Here is a 17,705-nt window from a genome sequence, read left to right as displayed (position 1 = left end):
GGTTAAGGTGAGGCGCCTTTTTTTGGGAGCACAGCGTGTCAGATCCATTTGCGGCCATCAGACCCTACAACGATGGGGAAGTGCGGCCAACGATTGGCCGTTTACTGGGATCTAAAGATTTCCTCAATGCCATGCTGCGGCTGCGCTTTGGTCAGGGGGCTGTGCACTTCGCGCCGCTGTTGAGGCCCTTTGCGCGGCTCTACCTACGGCGCCAGCTTGCCGGTGTCGATACCGTTTATGATCTGCAGATGCGCATTAAGACTTACGTTGAGCGCATGATTGAAGATACCACCGCGGGACTCACGGTATCCGGATTAGAGCATCTGGACTCCGAGCGCGCCCATCTGTTTATCAGTAATCACCGCGACATTGCCATGGATCCGGCGCTGACGAACTACGCTCTCCATGGCGCAGGACATCAGACCTTGCGCATTGCCATCGGCGACAATCTCCTCCGGGAGCAGTGGGTCGCCGACCTCATGCGGCTGAATAAGAGCTTTATTGTGCAGCGCTCCGTAAGCGGCCCCCGGGAGCTGCTGGCCAACTCCAAACTCCTGGCCCGGTACATCCGCAGCTCCGTGCAGGAAGATAACGCTCCCATCTGGATAGCTCAGCGTGAGGGGCGGGCTAAGGATGGTCGTGATCGTACGGAGGCAGCCGTGATCAAAATGCTGTCCCTTAGCCGCAACAAGCAGGAAGAGAGCTTTGGTGATCACATTGCCTCCCTGCGTATTGTGCCCGTGGCTATAAGCTACGAGCTGGATCCCTGTGACGCCATGAAGGCCAGGGAGCTGAGCCAGCGCCAGAGCGCCGGGGCTTATGAAAAGTCCGAGCAGGAGGATGTGGCGTCTATCGGACGGGGCATCGCCGGTAACAAAGGGCGGGTACATGTTCACTTTGGCACGCCCCTGGGAGGCAACTTTGAATCCCCCGGGGAGGTGGCAGCTGCCATTGATGCCCAGATTATCCGCGGCTACCGCCTGCGTCCCGTAAATCTCTGGGCCTTTGAGGCGCTGGAGGATGCTGGCGATCCCGGGCTTGAAATAGCTGAGGGGAGCTGCACCCGAGAGGCCTTTGACGGACGCATTGAGGCCATGAGCGAGGACGAGCGACCCTTTGCTTTGGCGAGCTATGCCAACGCCCTGCGCAGCATGCTGGAGCTGAACAAGCCCTCGTGAGCGCGCTCTCGCCGGCGGATAAGGATGCCATCCGCGAAGCCTATACCGCGATTACCGATGCCCGGGGACTGACGCCTCGCTGGGGGCAGCGACAGATGATCGCCGAGGTCGCCAATACCCTGGCGCGGCTATCCCCGTCTATGGGTGCCGCCGATACCGAAGGCTCTCCCATCGCTGTCATCGAAGCCGGCACGGGCACGGGAAAAACCATCGCCTATGTGATTCCCGCTCTCGTGATGGCCCGGGCGCTGAACAAGCGTCTGGTCATCGCCACGGCCACCGTTGCCCTCCAGGAGCAGCTGGTTCACAAGGACCTCCCGGACATCAAGAAAGGGAGCGGGCTCGATTTCAGTTTTCAGTTGGCCAAGGGACGGCGGCGTTATCTCTGTCTCAGTCAGCTCGATCGCCTCATGGCGCGGGAGTCGGGGGGAGGGCAGACCATGGGTCTGTATCCCGATGAGGTGTCCCCTGCCCTTGCCCGGGACGCTCTCGAAAGCTACGGCCTCATGCTCGATGCCCTGGCTCGTGGAGACTGGGATGGCGACCGCGACAACTGGTCGGCGCCCATCAACGATGCGGATTGGTTTCCCGTGACCGCCGACCAGGGACAGTGCACCGGCAGACGCTGCCCCAATATTCGCAACTGCAGTTTTTACCGGGCGCGGGACGGTCTTCAGGAAGCCGACGTGGTAGTGACCAATCACGATCTGGTGCTGTCAGACCTGGCCCTGGGGGGCGGTGCCATACTCACCCCGCCGGAAGACACGATTTACATTTTTGACGAGGGTCATCACCTTCCGGACAAGGCGCTGAATCATTTCGCGTCCTTCTGCCGTTTGCCGTCCACCCTGTCGTGGCTCGGCGACAGTCGCAAGGCTCTGGCCAAGGGTGCGCCGCTGCTGGCAACGCTCCCGGGCCTCAGCACGGTGCTGGAACCTCTGCCGGCACTTTTCGATGACCTGCAGTTGCGGCTGCAGCAGATCGCGGAAAAGGCCGCTGCCATCATGGCCAGCGCCGGTGATTTTGAAGAGCAGCTGCGCTTTGAGGGGGGCGTTGTGCCCCCGGACCTCCAGCAGGCAACGGCGTCCCTTGCCAGCCAGTGGGCAAGGCTCACCGGTCGCCTCATCACGCTTGAGGCGGGTATCGACGACGCCCTGGAAGACGAATCCTTTGCCTCGGTACGTGATGAGTTGGAGGCCTGGCAAATGGCCGTGGGCGGCATGCTTGTGCGTGCCGAGGGAGTTCTTTCCCTGTTTCAGGATTTTGCCGCGGATGCCGCGGAGGAGTCACCGCCACGGGCGCGCTGGCTCAAGCGTCGCGCCGATGACGAAGAGCTGGCTATAGATCTTCACTGCAGCCATATTCTGGCGGCGGATATTCTCCGGGAACAGCTTTGGGATCGGGCGGCCGGGGTGATACTGACCTCCGCTACCATGACCGCTCTGGGAAGTTTTGATCGTTTCAGGGCCCGCTCGGGGGTGCCCGAGGATGGCCGCTACAAAATTGTTGCCAGTCCCTTTGACTACGGCAAGGCGACGCTTCATGTGCCCGCCATGAAAAGCGAGCCCGGTGATGCGCCGGCGCATACCCGGGAGCTCATCGAGCTGCTACCGGATTTACTGGATGCCGGGGAGGGCAGCCTGGTGCTGTTCTCATCCCGCCGGCAGATGAACGATGTGTACGACGGCCTCCCGGTAGAGTGGCGAAGTCGTATCCTGCGTCAGGATGATTACAGCAAGCAGGAAATCCTCCGGCGTCATCGCGAGACCATCGATGATGGCAGGGGCGCGGTGATATTCGGCCTCGCAAGCTTTGCCGAGGGCGTGGATCTGCCCGGCGGCTACTGCCAGCATGTGGTTATCGCCAAGCTGCCCTTTGCGGTGCCGGACAATCCCGTCGACGCCGCCCTCGCTGAGTGGCTGGAGGCTCAGGGACGCAATGCCTTTATGGAAATCAGCGTGCCCGATGCGGCACTCAAGCTGGTACAGGCAAGTGGTCGCCTCCTGCGCACGGAGACCGATGTCGGGCGCGTGACGCTTATGGATCGCAGGGTGATCACCCGTCGCTATGGACGGGCGATTCTCGATTCCTTACCCCCTTTCCAGCGCCGTATCAGCTGATTCCTCTGCGGTGCTGTGCACGCGATTGCGACCCTTCGCTTTCGCCTCATAGAGCGCCTTGTCGGCCAGATCAATCAGCCGGTGAGGATCGTCCCGCTCCTTATCCCCCATCGAGGCACAACCGATGCTGATGGTGACGTGCTCGCTGACTTGGCTCGCCGGGTGCTGCAATGCGAGGGCTCTCACGCACTCCAGTATGCGGTTCGCTGTGCGTACAGCGCCCGCCGCATCGGTGTCATAGAGCACCACTACAAACTCCTCACCGCCGTAGCGTGCGAGCATGTCGTGCTCCCGCAGGAGTTTTCCCTTGATGGCCTGGGCAATGGTTCTGAGGCAGTCGTCGCCGGCGGCATGCCCAAGGCTGTCGTTGTATTGCTTGAACAGGTCGATGTCGAGCATAAGGATGCTCACGGGTGTCCCCGTGCGACGGGACATGCTCCAGGTTGCGTTGAGATGCTCCTCCAGATGCCGTCGATTGGCGACGCCGGTGAGACTGTCTATGCGCGAGTTGGCCTCGACGCGCACGAGGGCATCCCGAAGTTCCTCCGTTCGTAAATCCACCAGTTGGCGCAGTTGCTGTTCCCGTTGCCTCGCACTGCGGGACTGGTACCGCTGGAGCAGGCTCACCAGTAAGGCAATGAGTGCGACGCCCAGAAGCACGGACCAGGTTGTTTCATACCAGTGGGGCGTTCGATAGATGGTGAGGGAGGTCAGTCCGTCCGGCGTCGTTGGAAAGAGCTCTCCGTCAAAGCTCGCCTGCACGCGAAATGCGGTCTCGCCCGCCGGTAAGGCAGAAAAATAGGCGGTACGCCGGTTCCCGGCATCGGTCCAGAAATCACCATTGGACACCGTGCTATATCTAAAGCTGATGGAATGGGCTTTGCTCAGTTCGGGACTGCTGTAGTCAATTTCCAGGCTTTGAAAATTTGCCGGGATAGCAACGGGCTCTGCAACAGCCACGGGCTTGCCGTCGACCCTGATGGCATCGATATAGGTGCGCAGGGGGGTGCTGTCCGTGGTGAGTTTTTGCGGAGAAAATGTCGTGGCGCCCTTGGTGCTCGTAAACCACAGGCGATTATCCCGGGTCACCCATCCCGCGGGCTGGAAACCGCCGGTAAACTGCGTGGAGCGCAGACCGTCGTTTTCTTCGAAGACGCGGGTGTCGAGGGTGTTTCGCTCGCCGCGGGCGACCGCGTCGAGACTGTCCCGGGTGACTCTGAGAAGCCCCTGAGTACTGGAAATCCAGAGATTGCGGGCCCTGTCCTCGAGAATGGCGTAGCCGGCAGACAGGGGGAGTCCGTGGGAGCGGTCGTAGCTGAACAGTCGGCCCTTGTCGAGACGGGACAGCGTGCCGGCGCCCGTGGCGATCCACAGCACGCCCCGGTCATCTTCATAGCTGGTGCGCACCACATTGCTGGCTAATCCCCGCTCCTCGGTCCAATGCTCCAGCTTGCCCCCGTCATAGCCATACAGCCCGGAGTTGCTGCTCAACCACACAACGCCGTTGCGGGCTTCGAGAATATGCCGGGTAATCGTATCGCTGAGTTCTGGGAGGGGAGTCGTTATGTCGGCGTCGTCCCCAAGCCAGGCATTCAGACCCCGGTTGGTGGCAATCCAGATGCTGCCATCGCGTAATTGCTGCAGGGCAAGAACGTGGTCTCCCAGGAGGCCGTCGGCAATGGCAAAGTGTTCGATGGCGCCTTCACGGATATGAAAAAGCCCGTCACCAAAAGTGCCTACCCAGAGGCTGTCGTCTGCGCTGACCAGCAGGGAGGAAACGCTTTTGTCGACGAGTTCGGGGAAGGGCTGGGAGATGCTGCCATCGGCTTCTACGCGGAACAGGCCGTCGGGCTCCGTGCCGATCCACACCGTGTCATCGCTCTGGGCTGTCACAACAAAGGTAGAATCTGCTAATCCCTCGGCGCTCCCCAGGGCGAGAAAGGGGCTGTCTTTGACTCGGAACAAGCCATGGCCCGTTGCCACCCACAGGCTTCCCCGGGCGTCCTCCACAAGATCGAAAATGTGCTCCGAGGAGTGCCCTGAGTCCAGGGGGAAGTGCGTCTCCCGGCCGTCCGCGCTCAGGCGCCAGACACCGTCACCGTAGCTCCCTAGCCAGCGGTTGCCGTCTCGATCGAGCAAGGAAGACTGTATGGCCTTGGGCGTCGCCGATGGCAGCAGCGCCGGCGGCGCCGCGGTAGATAGCTGGTAGATTGCACCGCTGTCCGTCCCGGCAATAACGCCAAGCTCCTTGTCCCAGCGAAGCATATGCACCTGCAGGGAATCCAGGCCGTCTTCCGTACCGATACGATGAAAAGTGCTGCCATCAAAATAGCTGACACCATTGGTGAGGCTGCTGAACCACAGATTTCCTTCCGAATCTTCGGCGATATCAAAGATACGATTGGACGCCAGGCCATCTGCCACGGTCCAGGATCTGAACTCCCCGCCGGTTCGCTGGGTGAGCCCGAGATCCGTAGCAAACCAGATAGAGCCGTCCACCGCCCGATGGATGTCATAGATCACGTTGCTGATGAGTCCCTGATCCTTTGAGAAAGACTCAAACTCGCGACCCCGCATGAATACGGCGCCTCCGCCATAGGTCCCTATCCACAAATCGCCATCGGGCGTCCATTCGAGGGCGCGGATATCGCTGGCATTAAAGGCCTCGTGAGTTTGCTGATTGAAGGTTTTGAAGTCCGCGCCATCGAAGCGCGCCAGACCTCCCTGGGTGCCTATCCACAGGTAGCCCCGGGGCCCTTCCTCGCTCACCCAGACGCGGTCCGAGGGGAGGCCCGAGTCGCGACCATAGCGGTCTATGAGGTATTGGCTTGGCAGGCGATCGGGGTCGAGGGCCTGGGCCGTAAGGGCGCCCAGTAACAGGGAGCCACTGATGATTGCGGCCAGCCTGCGAATCAAACTTGAGCGCTTTTGTAAAAAGATGATACGACGGTCAGTTGCCGCAATGGCCGCGTTTGGTCCTAATGCCGTTATGGCTTCTTTCGCCGGTATCGGCACGGTCGAGCCCCCTGTCATTTTTGGTGCTGCAGGTTACCCGAGATTGTTTTGCCATGACAAATGGCAGTCCCGGCGGTTGCTTGGTGAGAAAGTTGCGGGCACAAAAAAACCGGCGGGCTTGCGCGCCGCCGGCATTGCTTAACGCCAAGGGTCCATTAGAAGCTGTAGTTTAAAGTTGCTCCATACATACGAGGTGGCTCGACAAAAGCGCTCATGGATCCGGTTTGTGCTGGCGTGTCAAAGCCGATATTGATTACCGTCTCATCCGTCAGATTTTTCCCCCAGAATTCCAGGCGCCACTGATCGTCAAGGTCGCCGATACCGATAGTCGCGTTCACCGTGGTGAAGGCATCCTGAGCTGTCAGAGGATCATTGTCCTGCCCGGTTGTGAACTCAGAGCGATAACGCCAGCTGACCGCGCCGTTAAACGCCAGGCCGGCGCTTATCGGTTTGCGATAGGCAACGCTACCTGCCCAGGTCACGTCAGAGACAAAGTTTGGTGTTTCGCCGGTCAGGTCCTGATCCGGTACGATGCCCAGCGCCCGAGCTCTGAGTCCCGCGAACTCTTGCTGCGCGATGGTGCTTGACGCATTGGTGAAGTCTCCGTACTCGATGTCCTGAAGCACCAGACCCCCGCTGACAGTCCAGTTGTCATTCGGCATCCAGGTGTAGTCGAGCTCAATACCGGTGCCTTCAATCTCTCCCGCATTACGCAGCGTAAAGCCCGCACCATCGAAGGAGTTGGTCTGGAAGTTCTCCGTGGTCTGGTAGAACACCGTCGCATTGAGTTGCAGAGTGTTGTCCAGCAGGAACGACTTGGCACCCACCTCAAAGCTATCACTGGTTTCAGACTCAAAGTCATTGCCAATGTAGGTCGGTGTGGGATTGCCCGGCTGCTGACCAATGGTGCCATTCAAATTTAATCCGCCGGCCTTGTAACCCTGAGCGAAGCGCGCGTAGACCGATACGCTTTCGTTTACTTCGTAATTCAGGTTAGTGGTTGCAGAGAAATCATCATCTTCAAAGCTGGCAGCTCCCGGGAGAGAGCCGTTATGTACCTGCAAGGGGCGCAGTGCCCAAAACAGGCCGTCTGTGCCGGTTAACGCCGTTTGCCGAAGATCCCGGTTCGAGAAGGGGTCATTGGCTGTCGTCAGATACGTTGCGTCTTTTTCCTCATCCGAGTAACGACCACCGATGGTCCAGCTCAGACGATCACTCAGATTAAAGGTCACCTGTCCAAACAGTGCATAGCTCGTGGCGTTATAGCCAACGGTTTCCTGAGAACCGGTGCCTTCCAGGCCAGCTGTGGGGAGCCAGTTCAGCGGGTTCGCAGCACCGCCGGGCGCCGCGTTGCCAATGTCGATGAGACCCGAGCCGAGAATGTCGGCGATGGAGCCTCCTTCAGCGATGATGTCCGCGTCTCCGGCCAGTCGCGCGATACCCACCGAGGCGAGGTAGGTTGAGGCATCCGCACCCCAGGCGAAGCGTCCTGTGGCATCAATGTCCTGATCGAAATAGTAGGCTCCTACGGACCAGTCTGCGTTGCCTGTGGTTCCATCAAAGCGAAGTTCCAAAGAGGTCTCGTCGATGTCCTGACCGCGACCACCCTGCCAGATATCCGCCGTGCGCATATCAATGTCGCCATAGGGGTTGGTTTCGAAGAAACGATAAGCGCCAATCACCGTCATGTCGATGTCATCGGTCACCGAAGTTTTGAATTCCGCCGAAATGCCTCCGTCTTCGAAGCTGTCGTCCGCGCTTGCCGAGGTGGTGCGGGAGCCTTCAAAATTGTCGATGTCCGGATAAGTCCCGGAAAAGACGACTTCCTGGTCGCCGGGTGTGGTGCCCGGTGTGCCGTCCTGCAGAGGGGCTCCAATCGCAAAGTTGGCAAAAGCAGGATTCAAAGCGCCGAGGCCAACGGGACTGCCGATCAGTAGTGCGGCACTGCTGGCGTCGAACACTTGCACAGGTACACAACAGCGCTCGTCAGTTTCCGTGTAGTCGACGATGACTCGGAGTGAGCTTGTGTCATTTACATCCCATAGCAGCTGGCCGCGCGCAGAGTAGCGGTCGCGATCGTTCCATTCTTCGCCGCTGAATGTGTCTTCGATGTAGCCGTCGCGCTGCTGCCAGGTACCCGCGATGCGCCAGGCAAGGTTGTCGGTAATTGGGCCTGTCAGGCTACCGCGTAGCTGAGTGTAACCGTAGTCGCCAATGCCGGCTTGCAGATTTCCACCGAATTCGTGCTCCGGTGCCTTTGAGCGTACGTTGATAACACCGGCAGAGGTGTTGCGACCAAACAAAGTTCCCTGTGGTCCGCGCAGGACCTCTATGGACTCCAGATCAACAAAGTCGCCCAGAGCTGCGCCGGGCCTGCCGCGATAGACATTGTCGATAAACACGCCTACGGACTGCTCAAGGCCGGAATTCTGGCCGGCCGTTCCGATGCCGCGGATGGTCAGGATGGATTGGGTCGCGCCCGTAGAGCTGTTGAACACCAGGCTCGGTGCAACTTGCTGTAGCTCTGAGAGGTCACGCAACTGTGCGCGGTCGAGAGCTTCTTCGCCATAGGATGAAACAGATACAGGAACATCGAGGATTGACTGCTCACGCTTCTGAGCGAAAACGACGACTTCCTCGAGAAGGCGCGGTCCGCCTTCTTGGGCAATGGCATTTCCGCTGCTACATGCGATGGTCGCATAGAGTGCGAGAGCCAACGGTGATCGAGCATGGTGCATGGAAGGGTTTCTTGCGTTCATTTGTGGCGTCCTTTTTTTAGTATCTTGCGAGGTTTTTCAGAGAATTTATTTTCGGGCTCTCAAATCGGAGCTGGCAAACAGCCACACCAAAAGCGCCGCGGTTCAAAAGAATCGAGCGTGGTGTACTTAATTAGCTGCCTCGGAAATGCATAAGTGTGCATAAGCTTGCTGGGTTACCGCTGTTATCGCTTTTATTGGTTTATCGCGACGTTCACGCCTGTTGAGGGCCATGACGTCACCTGCGATCTATTTTAACGGCTTCAGGCTCACCTTTCCATAGCAAAGCACTACTAAATTGTCGGCTTAGTTACTGTTTTTTATAGGAAAATCTTGGGCGGTCTCACCTGTAAAACGTAAATAGTTTACAGGTGCTTTGGTGAGGGGCTCTGAGCAGACCCTCTGCAAAGGCGAAGGTGAGGGCGGGCCGACTTGGGTTGATAGTAGGGCGCGAGCCTTTAGCCGTCGCCCCCTAAAATAGCCACGGCGCGGGTCCAGCCCGCGGATGCTCCCTTGATCTTTACGGGGAAGCAGCAAATCTCGAAACCGTGACTGGGTAAGGCTTCCAGTTGGTGCAGCTTCTCCATCTGGAAGTAGCCAATATCGCGGCCTGCTTTGTGCCCCTCCCAGATAATCGAGGGGTCCTTAGACTCCGCAAACTTCCGCGCCGTGTGCAGGAAAGGCGCATCCCAGGACCAGGCATCGGTGCCCACCACGCGCACGCCCCGCTCCGTAAGATAAAGCGTGGCTTCGCGGCCCATGCCGCAGCCGCGATGGATATAGTCCGGTTCGCCATAGGCAGCACCGGCGCTGGTGTTGACCACGACGATGTCCAGGGGCTGAAGCTCGTGGTCAATGCGGGCGAGCTCCTTCTCCACGTCGGCGGCGGTGGCGACATAGCCGTCGGCAAAATGCCGGAAATCCAGTTTCACCCCGGCGCGGAAGCACCAGTCCAGGGGGGCCTGATCGATGGTCCAGGCCGGATCGCCGCCGTCCATGGTGGAGTGGTAGTGCCAGGGCGCATCCATATGCGTGCCGTTGTGGGTGTTGAGCTGCACTTCCTCAACGGCCCAGGCCTCGCCGTCCGGGAGGTCGCTTTTTTCCAACCCCGGGAAAAACGGCATGAGCTGATCGTGGGTGCCATCGTGCCGGTGATAGGTCACCTGGGGGCGAAAAGGCTCGGGATCCGAGGCGATATCATTCTCAATGGGAATGGAGAGATCGATGATTCGCCGCCGGGGGCTTTTAAGTAGGTCGGCGGTTTGTGTGGACGGATCCCGGTTCATGGCTATTCCCTTTTTGAGTGACGGACGCGGCGATTATCCGGGCTATGGATTTATCCCTCGGGGAGTCGATAGACCTTTCGCGCCGTATCGGCAAACAGAGCGTTTTTCTCCGCCGCGGAAAAGTCTGCCGCCAGTTTTTTCATGGCGTTGTAGTAGACCGCGTAGGACAGGGACAGTCGATCCACCGGGAAATTGCTCTCAAACATGCAGCGATCCGCGCCAAAGCAGTCCAGGGCGTGGTGGTACCAGCGACCGTGCGCCTCCAGAAGCTCATCGGAGCTCGGGGGCCGGTCTGCGAGATGCCAGCCAAAACCGTTGTCGGGCATGGCCAGGCCTCCCAGCTTCAAAAAAACGTTGGGACAGGCGCTGAGCTCCCGCATCTCATTCTTCCAGGTGGGGAAAATGTCGTCGTGTTTGCCTTCAAAGCTACCCACACCCAGGGGCGTACTGAAATGATCAAGGATCATCACGGTGTCCGGGCAGGCACGGGCGAGGGCGATGTAATCCGGTAACTGAAAATGATAGTGCCAGGTGTCGTAGGACAGTCCCCGCTCCCCCAGGCGGCGCACGCCCGCCTGGAACTCAGGTAGCCGGTAAAGATCCGCCGGCGCCGGACCGGGGATGAGCATGCTTTCGGCATCGCCCGGAGGCGCACTGGCTCCGGCCTGGCGGATGCCCTTAAAGAAGTCGCCGGCCAGGGCCAGGTGTTGGTCCAGAGCGTCATCAAGGGTGTCTGACTCCCGCAAATCCACATGGCCCACCATGCCCAGGATCGGCGGGCCGAGATCGTGGGATCGAATGCGGGCGGCCTGGGCCAGCACGTACTCGGTTTCTCCCAGGGACTTTTCGTGCTCCGGCCCATCTTCGCGGTAACAGGTGCCGCATTCCATAAATACCGTACCGATCACCTTGTGCCCCGAGCCCGTGTCTACGGCAAGTTCATCGACGTTATAGATATCCCCCATCATGTCGGGCCAGAGGTGGTGGTGGGGGTCGATGATCGGCTGGTCCGGATCGATGATCTCTTCCTGTACCTGGGCCAACCAGGCGGGGTGGTCTTCATGGAACAAATCCATGCCAGTCTCCTTGTAGATTTATTGTTTTATCGTTTTCGCTCTGGCGCGCGCTGTTTGACGACGAAGCGATACGCTAACCAGTTGCCCGGATGAATGCAAAGTCCAACGAAAAACGGCCTCCCGAGGGAGGCCGCTGAAGGTATCAAAGGTATTGCAGGTATTCGCAGGTCCGGCGGTGGGCTAGATACGCTCGATAACCGTGGTGATGCCCTGACCCAGACCGATACACATGGTGGAGATCCCCAGCGTTTGATCACGATCCTGCATCACCGTCAGAAGGGAGCCGGTGATCCGCGTGCCGGAGCAACCGAAGGGGTGCCCGAGGGCGATGGCGCCACCGTGGACGTTGACCTTGTCGTCCATGTGATCCAGAAGCTCCAGATCTTTAAGCACGGGGAGTGCCTGGGCAGCAAAGGCTTCGTTCAGTTCGACCATGTCGATGTCGCCCATGGTTAAGCCGAGCTTCTTCAGCGCTTTTTGCGTGGACGGTACAGGACCGTAACCCATGATGGAGGGATCGACACCCGCGGTGGTCATGGCATTGATCTTGGCGATCGGGGTGAGTCCCAGGGCCTGGGCCTTCTCGTAGGACATTACCAGCATGGCCGAGGCGCCATCCGAGATTTGTGAGGACTGCCCCGCAGTGACCGTACCGCCCTGGGGGTTAAACGCCGGGGGTAGCTGCGCCAGACTCTCCATGGAGGTTTCCGGACGGATCGTCTCGTCCTGCTCCACGGCGATGAGGGCACCGTTTTCATCGTGGCCCTCTACAGGAATGATTTCGCGCGCGAACTTACCGGCTTCCGTGGCTGCATGGGCCAGTTGATGAGAGCGAACGCCCATCTTGTCCTGGTCTTCCCGACTGACGCCGTGAAGCAGAGCAAGGTATTCAGCGGTCATACCCATCATGCCTGCAGCTTTGGCAACGTTCAGGCCCATACGCGGGTTGATGTCCACATCATCCATCATGGGCAGATGACCCAGGTGCTCGACGCCGCCCACGAGGTAGACGTCACCGAGACCCGCCATGATGCTGGCCGCCGCGGTGTGCAGCGCCGACATGGAGGAGCCGCAAAGGCGGTTGACCGTTTGCGCGGGAATGGTGAAGGGCAACTGCGCGCCCAGCACCAACAATCGAGCGAGGTTCATGCCCTGCTCGCCACGCTGTAGCACGCAACCCCAGATCAGATCATCGATCTCAGCGGGGTCCAGTTTTTCATTGCGGGCCAACAGGCCCTTGATAACCGCGACGGACAGATCGTCGGCGCGGACGTTACGAAAACAGCCATTCTTGGACCGACCCATGGCGCTGCGGGCGTAGTCGACGATGACCGCGTCTCTTGGATTAACACTCATCTCAAAATCTCCCTGTTGCGCTTAGTAGTAAGTCTCGCCGGCGGCGAGTTTGGCGCGCATACCGTCGGTCAGTTCATAGGCTTTGCCAAGGTGGGCAAATTTCTCGGATTGTTCGGCTATGTGGGCAAGACCGACGGCGTCCATCCAGCGGAACACACCGCCGCGGAAGGGCGGAAAGCCAATGCCGTAAAGGAGGGCAAGATCGGCTTCGGCGGCGGAGCCTACGATGCCTTCTTCGACACAGCGCGCAAGCTCGGTGCACATGGGCAGCATCATGCGTGCGATGATCTCTTCGCGATCAAACTCTTTGCGCTCAGCGGTAATCGGAGCAATTAAGTCGTAGGTCTCCTGGGAGACGGTCTTCTTGGGTTTGCCCCGCTTGTCCATGACGTACTCGTAAAAGCCCTTGCCGTTCTTCTGGCCAAGACGATCGTTTTCGTACATGGTTTCCGTGGCTGTTTTGAAGTCCATCTTCATGCGATCGGGGAAGCCCTCGGCCATCACGCCGGCGGCGTGAACGCCGGTATCGATGCCCACCACGTCCGACAGATAGGCAGGCCCCATGGGCCAGCCCCAGCGCTCCATGACTTTGTCGACCGCCTGAAAATCCGCGCCGTCGCGGACCAGCTTTGAGAAACCATCGAAGTAGGGGAAGAGCACGCGGTTGACCAGGAATCCCGGACAGTCGTTGACCACGACGGCCTTCTTGCCCATACGATTGGCGTAGGCCACGGTGCGCGCGATGGCGGTATCCGAGGTTTTCGCGCCGCGAATCACCTCTACCAGGGGCATGGCGTGTACGGGGTTAAAGAAGTGCATGCCACAAAAGTTCTCGGGACGCTCCAGGGCCTCCGCCAGGAAGTCGATAGAGATGGTAGAGGTGTTCGATGCCAGCACCGCATCGGGGCTGATGTGCTTTTCTGTTTCTGCGAGTACGGCGTGCTTGACCTTGGGGTTCTCCACAACGGCCTCCACCACGATGTCCACGCTGTCAAAACCTTCGTAGGTCAAGGTGGGATCAATGTTGTTGAGTACCTCGCCCATCTTGTCTGCCGTCATGCGGCCCCGGGATACGCGCTTCGACAGGAGCTTGTTGGCTTCGGACAAACCAAGATCCAGACCTTCCTGAGCGATGTCCTTCATCTTGATGGGGACACCCTTGAGAGAGCTCTGGTAGGCGATACCGCCGCCCATGATGCCCGCGCCCAGTACCGCAGCCCGTGCGATTTTTTTGTCCGCTTTCTTTTCCCAGCTCTTTGCCGTTTTGGCCAGTGCCTGATCGTTGAGGAACAGGCCCACCATGGCGGCGGCCACGTCGGTCTTGGCAAGCTCGGCAAAGCCGGCGCCTTCCACCTTGAGCGCGTCTTCGAGACCCATACCGCGGGCGGCTTCGATGACCTCCACGACCTTGATGGGAGCGGGATAGTTCTTGCCCGCCTGCTGGGCCACCATGGACTTGATGGTAAAGAAGGCCATCATGGCTTCGGTGTCATTCAGGGGCAGAGGGGAGCTCTTGGCGCTGCGACGAGCGTCGATATTCAGCTTGCCCGCCATGGCGGACTCAAGGGTGCTCATGGCCACCTCTTGCAGCTGCTCGGGTGCCGCGACAGCATCCACAGCGCCGGCTTTGAGGGCGTCCTCTGCTTTTTTCTCCTGGCCCGTGGCCATCCACATCACGGCTTCGTCAACGCCGATGATACGGGGCAGGCGTACGGTGCCACCCCAGCCCGGGAGAATGCCCAGCTTGGTTTCCGGTAGACCGACCTTGGCGGCGGTGCTCATCACGCGAAGGTCGCAGGCCAGACAGATTTCCAGACCGCCACCCATGGCGAAGCCATTGATCACGGCAACGGTGGGGAACGGCAGGTTCTGGAGTCGGTTGAAATTGACGTTCTGGCCGCTGGAGAAGGCTTGAATCTCTTCTACCGTGGCGTCGAACATCTTGGTGAATTCGGTAATATCCGCACCGACAATGAACACGCTCTTGCCGCTGGTGACCAACAGACCGCGCACATCGGATTCCTGATCGATGGCGTCGAGGGCCTCGCTGAGGCACTGAACGGTGAGTTGGTTGAATTTGTTGACCGATTCGCCCTGCAGGTCAAATCGCATTTCAAGGACGTCATTGTCGTGACGCTGGAGCGTGATTGCATCGCTCTGATAGATCATGGCTATTATCCCCCGGATGTTAGGCTGCGCATGATCCTCCTGCATGTGTTCACTGTCAATATGGCCCGTGAGCCACAGCCACGTCCTGAACGTTGAGCGTCATAACTATGTCCTAGCGATGCGTCGTAGCCTGTTTATGCTCCCGAAGGTGCAGGGCAACATCCATGATCGTCTTCATCCCCACCAGAATGACCAGCAGAACCAGCGGTTGCCCCAGAGACATCACGGCAAAACCGCCGGCGATGATCGCTACATGCAAGATTACGATGCGCCGGTAAGGTGCGGCCATCAGGCCATTGACTGTGGCGGAATCGCGCTCCCCCGCCATGAGGAAGTTGCTCACAAAAGAGTAGCCATGGCTGATAAGTAGTCCGACGAAGGCGATGATCCATTCCCGGGGCGCAAGAGCAAATACCTGCGCCACCACATCAAAAAGTAGCTGTAGGAAAACCAGAAACAGGGGCCAGGGCGGGTCGTCGCCAAAGGACGTTGGCACGTCAAAGAGAATGCTCAGGATAAAGAAGCCGTGTACCGCGCAGAACCCGCCGTAATGGATCATAAAGAACAGGGAGGGGAACATGGCGCTCAGGCCACCGACGGAGGCCATCTTGAGGATGTTGTAGAAGCCTAACACCAGGTTTTCAGACCAGTAGAGGATAATCAGGGCACCCACATCCCAGTCAAACAACAGCACGCCCAGCAGGGGGAGCAGATTGGCGCCGACCAGCAAGGTGAGGCTCAGCTGCCGGCGTCGACCCCCATACACATTTACAGGCGCGGTGGCGGGTGAGGAGGTGAGGGGGCGGGTGCCGGGGGCGTCTTTGCTAGCCATGTGTCCTGCGAATCCGACCCGCTTTTATGCTCTGGGAATACTCTGCTAACGATCTATGGTTGAGCTATCGTCTGCTATATCGTCATCGCTCCCGACGCCGCAGCCTAATGTAGCGTACGACCCGGACGCATGGCGTCGCGCAGCTCCATGTCCTCGGTGGTTTCCTGCTCCTGTACAAAATGTCTCAGACGTCCCACAACGCTGGTCATGACATCGATGGTCTGGCTGATCTGATCCAGCGCCATGAGAATGGTTTCGCTGTCGTTTTGTTCCTGGTCCTGGTCCTGTTCCTTTTCCTGGGCGAGCTCCAGATCGTGCTTGTCGTCGTTCATGTCATACCTCGCAGTAAACTGCTGGAAGGAATGAAAAGGCTACCGGCGATGATCGCCGGCAGCCCAGGGGGTACTGCGTGCCTGACACTGATTTCAGGGCTTAATCCCAGGAGAGGGCGCCACCGGTCTGATACTCGATAACGCGGGTCTCGAAGAAGTTCTTCTCCTTGCGAAGATCCATGATCTCGCTCATCCACGGGAAGGGGTTTTGCACGCCCGGGAACTGCTCGGGTAAGCCGATCTGCGACAGGCGACGATTGGCGATGAACTGGAGATACTCTTCCATCATGGCCGCGTTCATTCCCAGCACGCCGCGGGGCATGGTGTCCCGGGCATATTCAATCTCAAGCTGGGTACCTTCCAGAATCATCTGAATCGCTTCCTGCTTGAACTCTTCAGTCCACAGCTGCGGGTTCTCCAGCTTGATCTGATTGATGACATCGATACCGAAGTTCAGGTGCATGGACTCATCACGGAGAATGTACTGGAACTGCTCCGCCACGCCGGTCATTTTGTTGCGACGGCCCATGGACAGGATCTGGGTAAATCCACAGTAGAAGAAGATGCCCTCTGTAACCGCGTAGAAGCCGATGAGATTGCGAAGCAGCGTCTGGTCAGATTCCAGAGTACCTGTGCGGAAGTTGGGATCGGACAGCTCGTGGGTGTGGCTGATGCTCCACGCGGCTTTCTTGGCTACCGAGGGTACTTCGCGATACATGTTGAAGACCTCGCCCTCATCCATGCCCAGAGACTCGATGCAGTACTGGTAGGCGTGGGTGTGGATGGCTTCTTCGAAGGCCTGTCGCAGCAGGTATTGGCGACATTCGGGGTTGGTGATGAGACGGTAAACCGCCAGCACCAGGTTATTGGCTACCAGGGAGTCGGCCGTTGAGAAGTAACCCAGGCTGCGCAGTACTATGCGACGCTCGTCGTCCGTGAGGCCTTCAGGGTTTTTCCAGGTGGCTACGTCAGCAGTCATGTTGACTTCCTGAGGCATCCAGTGGTTTGCACAGCCGTCGATGTACTTCTGCCACGCCCAGTCGTACTTGAAGGGCACGAGCTGGTTGAGGTCCGCGCGGCAGTTGATCATCGCTTTCTCATCAATGGAAACGCGAGACGCGCCCATTTCGAGCTCTTCAAGGCCCGGTGCGACATCAAGGCTTTTAAGGCTTTCTGCTGCAGCATCGATATTGGCCCTGGCTTCCGGCGGCAATTCCGTGTCGCTGGTGCCCGTTTCTGCACTCACAGCTGTTGCAACGGGAGCAGTCGCCGTCGCGCTTGGTGCGCTTGTCATGGCGGGTTGCTCCCCAGCCACCTCTGCTGCCACATCTGCAACGACTTCCGCTGCTTTACTTACCTTGGCGGTGGTCGCTTCGGCCGCTTCGGCGGCTGTGATCTCCGCAAGGTTCGCAGCGGCAGCTTCTGCAGCAGCAGCGCCAGTCATGGCCGCCGGTTCTGCTGCCGCGGTGTTGCCGCCGTCTTCTGCGTGGTAATCATCCCAATTCAACATGCTTATCACTCCCTAATTGTCTTCATCGATAACCTCTTGTGGCTATCTACAGGTATGAAACCGTCTTTTTAGTCG

General features: G+C 59.0%; 12 protein-coding genes. 3 read left to right on the top strand and 9 right to left on the bottom strand.

What is annotated here, in order from left to right:
- Positions 1-35 precede the first annotated feature (35 nt).
- Both KT71_RS18005 and dinG read left to right on the top strand, forming a co-directional pair.
- Positions 36-1,178, top strand: coding sequence for a 1-acyl-sn-glycerol-3-phosphate acyltransferase (locus KT71_RS18005; protein ID WP_008293899.1), 1,143 nt, complete (start codon positions 36-38; stop codon positions 1,176-1,178).
- Entirely contained in the window at positions 1,175-3,298 is a 2,124-nt protein-coding gene (gene dinG / locus KT71_RS18000; protein WP_008293900.1) for an ATP-dependent DNA helicase DinG, read from the top strand. Before KT71_RS18005 ends, dinG begins: the two co-directional genes overlap by 4 nt.
- On the opposite strand, the gene KT71_RS17995 is transcribed toward dinG, so the two are convergent.
- Positions 3,269-6,214, bottom strand: a complete 2,946-nt coding sequence (locus KT71_RS17995) for a ligand-binding sensor domain-containing diguanylate cyclase (protein ID WP_008293901.1) — start codon at positions 6,212-6,214, stop codon at positions 3,269-3,271. The genes dinG and KT71_RS17995 overlap by 30 nt on opposite strands.
- Here KT71_RS17995 and KT71_RS17990 point away from each other — a divergent pair.
- Positions 6,189-6,455: a hypothetical protein gene (locus KT71_RS17990; protein ID WP_040362488.1), complete on the top strand. Its 267-nt coding sequence runs from the start codon at positions 6,189-6,191 to the stop codon at positions 6,453-6,455. The two genes, KT71_RS17995 and KT71_RS17990, sit on opposite strands and share 26 nt — an antisense overlap.
- 13 nt (positions 6,456-6,468) lie before the next feature.
- Here KT71_RS17990 and KT71_RS17985 read toward each other — a convergent pair whose 3' ends face one another.
- The 8 genes from KT71_RS17985 to KT71_RS17950 all read right to left on the bottom strand — a co-directional run bounded on the left by KT71_RS17985 (position 6,469) and on the right by KT71_RS17950 (position 17,630).
- Positions 6,469-9,072 (bottom strand): TonB-dependent receptor, encoded by a 2,604-nt coding sequence (locus KT71_RS17985; protein ID WP_023660315.1) that lies wholly within the window; start codon positions 9,070-9,072, stop codon positions 6,469-6,471.
- A 455-nt stretch (positions 9,073-9,527) separates the two neighbouring features.
- Positions 9,528-10,355, bottom strand: a complete 828-nt coding sequence (locus KT71_RS17980; protein WP_008293905.1) for a cyclase family protein — start codon at positions 10,353-10,355, stop codon at positions 9,528-9,530.
- Between the two features lie 50 nt (positions 10,356-10,405).
- On the bottom strand, positions 10,406-11,431 hold the full coding sequence (locus KT71_RS17975; RefSeq protein WP_008293906.1) for an amidohydrolase family protein: 1,026 nt from the start codon (positions 11,429-11,431) through the stop codon (positions 10,406-10,408).
- A gap of 180 nt (positions 11,432-11,611) precedes the next feature.
- Entirely contained in the window at positions 11,612-12,787 is a 1,176-nt protein-coding gene (gene fadA, locus KT71_RS17970) for an acetyl-CoA C-acyltransferase FadA (RefSeq protein WP_008293907.1), read from the bottom strand.
- 21 nt (positions 12,788-12,808) lie between these two features.
- Positions 12,809-14,956 (bottom strand): fatty acid oxidation complex subunit alpha FadB, encoded by a 2,148-nt coding sequence (fadB, locus tag KT71_RS17965; RefSeq protein ID WP_023660314.1) that lies wholly within the window; start codon positions 14,954-14,956, stop codon positions 12,809-12,811.
- Positions 14,957-15,068: 112 nt separating this feature from the next.
- Positions 15,069-15,788 carry a DUF6498-containing protein gene (locus KT71_RS17960; RefSeq protein ID WP_008293909.1) on the bottom strand — a complete coding sequence of 240 codons (720 nt, stop codon included), beginning with the start codon at positions 15,786-15,788 and terminating at the stop codon, positions 15,069-15,071.
- 104 nt (positions 15,789-15,892) lie between these two features.
- Positions 15,893-16,120: a hypothetical protein gene (locus KT71_RS17955; protein WP_008293910.1), complete on the bottom strand. Its 228-nt coding sequence runs from the start codon at positions 16,118-16,120 to the stop codon at positions 15,893-15,895.
- 100 nt (positions 16,121-16,220) lie between these two features.
- Positions 16,221-17,630, bottom strand: a complete 1,410-nt coding sequence (locus KT71_RS17950) for a ribonucleotide-diphosphate reductase subunit beta (protein WP_008293911.1) — start codon at positions 17,628-17,630, stop codon at positions 16,221-16,223.
- Positions 17,631-17,705 lie beyond the last annotated feature (75 nt).

The sequence above is a fragment of the Congregibacter litoralis KT71 genome (assembly GCF_000153125.2).
In the GTDB taxonomy this organism is placed as follows: Bacteria; Pseudomonadota; Gammaproteobacteria; order Pseudomonadales; family Halieaceae; genus Congregibacter; species Congregibacter litoralis.
The sequence above is the reverse complement of the archived record's forward strand: the minus strand, read 5'-3'. Positions and strand labels throughout refer to the sequence as shown.

Coding starts and splice junctions, on each gene's coding strand:
- KT71_RS17990 (WP_040362488.1), top strand. CDS start 6,189: ATGATTGCGGCCAGCCTGCGAATCAAACTTGAGCGCTTTTGTAAAAAG.
- KT71_RS17985 (WP_023660315.1), bottom strand. CDS start 9,072: ATGAACGCAAGAAACCCTTCCATGCACCATGCTCGATCACCGTTGGCT.
- KT71_RS17980 (WP_008293905.1), bottom strand. CDS start 10,355: ATGAACCGGGATCCGTCCACACAAACCGCCGACCTACTTAAAAGCCCC.
- KT71_RS17975 (WP_008293906.1), bottom strand. CDS start 11,431: ATGGATTTGTTCCATGAAGACCACCCCGCCTGGTTGGCCCAGGTACAG.
- fadA (WP_008293907.1), bottom strand. CDS start 12,787: ATGAGTGTTAATCCAAGAGACGCGGTCATCGTCGACTACGCCCGCAGC.
- fadB (WP_023660314.1), bottom strand. CDS start 14,956: ATGATCTATCAGAGCGATGCAATCACGCTCCAGCGTCACGACAATGAC.
- KT71_RS17960 (WP_008293909.1), bottom strand. CDS start 15,788: ATGGCTAGCAAAGACGCCCCCGGCACCCGCCCCCTCACCTCCTCACCC.
- KT71_RS17955 (WP_008293910.1), bottom strand. CDS start 16,120: ATGAACGACGACAAGCACGATCTGGAGCTCGCCCAGGAAAAGGAACAG.
- KT71_RS17950 (WP_008293911.1), bottom strand. CDS start 17,630: ATGTTGAATTGGGATGATTACCACGCAGAAGACGGCGGCAACACCGCG.